Annotated in this window: 2 protein-coding genes; both read left to right on the top strand. The window is 65.5% G+C overall.

Going from position 1 to position 2,654, the window contains the following annotated elements:
• The first annotated feature begins 168 nt into the window (after positions 1–168).
• Positions 169–1,713, top strand: a complete 1,545-nt coding sequence (gene istA / locus KHC27_RS04650) for an IS21 family transposase (RefSeq protein WP_213335652.1) — start codon at positions 169–171, stop codon at positions 1,711–1,713.
• Between the two features lie 14 nt (positions 1,714–1,727).
• Positions 1,728–2,483, top strand: coding sequence for an IS21-like element helper ATPase IstB (gene istB, locus KHC27_RS04645; RefSeq protein ID WP_213335649.1), 756 nt, complete (start codon positions 1,728–1,730; stop codon positions 2,481–2,483).
• The last annotated feature ends 171 nt before the right edge of the window (positions 2,484–2,654 follow it).

The raw sequence follows: 2,654 nt of genomic DNA, 5'->3' as shown, positions 1-2,654 counted from the left end.
TGCAGATTCCGACGTTCATCCGGCCGGGTTTCCAATCGTCATCCGGCCAGCATTCCGACGTGAAGCCGGCCAGCATTCCGATCATTATCCGGCCACCGCACGGGGTTTGACGGCCCTCCGGGTCAGCAACTGAGGCATGACGCCCTCACGCAACGTGAGGAGAGAGCGATGCCCGGCAAGAGGACGCTGACCATGAGGCAACTACGACATCTTTTGTGTTTGATCCACGGTGGCGCCAGCACGCGCGAGGTCTGCCGTATTCTGGGACTGGCGCGGAGCACGGTGCAGGACAATGTCAGGCGTGCGGCCGAGGCCGGGCTGCGCTGGCCGCTGCCGGGTGATCTCACCGACGACGCACTGGAACAGCTGCTGTTCTCCCGTCCGGGCAACAAGACCGGCGCTCGGCTGCGCGCCGAACCGGACTGGGCGTCACTGGTCGGCGAACTGAAGAAGCCCGGCGTCACCATGATGCTGCTGTGGGAGGAATACCGCGCCGTCCACCCCGACGGTTACGGCTACTCTCGTTTCTGCGATCTGTTCCGCCACTTCGAGCGGCGTCTGGCGCCGTCGATGCGCCAGGACCATGTCGCCGGCGACAAGGTGTTCGTCGACTACTCGGGCAAGAAGCTCGCCATTGCCGACCCGGCGACCGGCGAGGTGCGCGAGGCGGAGATCTTCGTCGCCGTGCTCGGCGCCTCCGGCTACACCTTCGCCGAGGCGAGCTGGACACAGACCCTGCCGGACTGGATCGGCTCGCACGTTCGGATGTTCCGCTTCTTCGGCGGCGTCCCTCGGCTGATCGTGCCCGACAACCTGAAGGCGGGCGTCAACAGGGCGAGTTTCTACGATCCGGAGATCAACCGCAGCTACGCCATGATGGCCTCCCACTACGGCACCGCCGTCCTGCCGGCTCGGCCGCGCCGCCCCAAGGACAAGGCCAAGGTCGAGAACGGCGTCCGCTTCGCCCAGACTTGCATTCTCGGCCGATTGCGCAAGCGGACTTTCTTCTCTTTGGCCGAGGCTAACGCCGCCATCGCCGAGGCCGTCGAGCGCATCAACGACCACCTGATCCGTCGTCTTGCCACCACGCGGCATGAGCTGTTCCGGACCGTGGAACTGCCGGCCCTGGCGCCGCTGCCGTCGGAGGACTACGAGTTCGCCGAATGGCGTTTCGCCCGCGTCTCGATCGACTACCACGTCGAGTTCGACGGCTACTTCTATTCCGTTCCCCACGAACTGATCCGCGAACAGGTCGACCTGCGTGCGACCGCCCGCATCATCGAGGTCTTCCATCGCGGCAGACGCATCGCCAGTCATCAGCGTCGCTACGGCGGCCGGCGCCATGGCACCGATCCTGACCATATGCCCAGTTCCCATCGCCGCTATGCCGAATGGACGCCGGATCGCTTCCGCCGTTGGGGCGCCAGCATCGGCCCCGGCACCGAAGGACTGATCACCGCCATCCTCGCCGCCCGGCCCCATCCCGAGCAGGGCTTCAGAAGCTGTCTCGGCGTGCTGCGTTTGTACAAGGAGCTCGACTTGGTGACGGCCGAAGCGGTCTCGGCCCGCGCCCTCGCGATCGGCGCTCTCACCTACAAGAGCATCGCCTCCATCATCGCCAATCGCCTCGGCAACAAGGCCGCCGGACGGCGCGGACACCAACCCGCCGTCGAGCAGCACGCCAATCTCCGTGGCCCCAGCTACTTCCATTGAGCGAGGACGGACCCATGTTGTCTCATCCCACCATCGACCTTCTCACCCAACTCGGCCTTCACGGCATGGCCAAGGCCTTCCAGGATCTCACGACTCAGCCGGAGGCGCGCAGCCTCGAACACGGCGAATGGCTCGGCCTGCTGCTCGATCGGGAGCAGACGCTACGGCGCCAGAAGCGCTTCGAGGCCAGAAGCCGAGCCGCACGGCTGCGCCACGACGCCGCCGTCGAGGATATCGACTTCCGTAGCCCACGAGGCCTCGACCGAAGCCTCTTGCTCGGCCTGACATCCTGCGACTGGATCAGGGCGCGGCACAATCTCATCATCACCGGGCCGACCGGCGTCGGCAAGAGCTGGCTGGCTTGTGCCCTCGGGCAGAAGGCTTGCCGCGAGGACTTCGCCGTCGCCTACCATCGTGTACCCAGGCTGTTCTCAGCTCTCGCACTCGCCCGCGGCGACGGCCGTCATGCCCGGCTGCTCAAGGCCATCGCCAGGGTCGACCTGCTCATCCTCGACGACTGGGGACCGGAGCGGCTCGACGACGACCAGCGCCGCGATCTCATGGAGATCGTCGAAGACCGACACGAGCGGCGTTCGACCATCGTCACCAGTCAGGTGCCGATCGATCTCTGGTATGAGATCATCGGCAACCCCACCATCGCCGACGCCATCCTCGATCGCCTCGTCCACAACGCCCACCGCATCGCGCTGTCGGGCGAGAGCCTGCGTAAGAAGCGCGCTCTCGCCGACGGCGCTGCCGTTCCCGCTTGACCAGACACCCCGGAGCAAACCACCATCAATCTTGACCCGGAGCCCCTCAACCCACCGGCCGGATAAAATTCGGAAGGTGGCCGGCTTCAAATCGGAATCCTGGCCGGACATCAATTGGAACGGTGGCCGGATAATGATTGGAATAGGTGGCCGGTTACGTCGGAATCCGCA

It is taken from the genome of Ancylobacter lacus, from assembly GCF_018390635.1.
Lineage (GTDB): Bacteria > Pseudomonadota > Alphaproteobacteria > Rhizobiales > Xanthobacteraceae > Ancylobacter > Ancylobacter lacus.
This window is presented reverse-complemented; position numbering and strand designations above follow the sequence as displayed.

Bases quoted from the DNA above. Each gene is read 5' to 3' on its own strand.
- istA (WP_213335652.1), top strand. From the start codon at position 169: ATGCCCGGCAAGAGGACGCTGACCATGAGGCAACTACGACATCTTTTG.
- istB (WP_213335649.1), top strand. From the start codon at position 1,728: ATGTTGTCTCATCCCACCATCGACCTTCTCACCCAACTCGGCCTTCAC.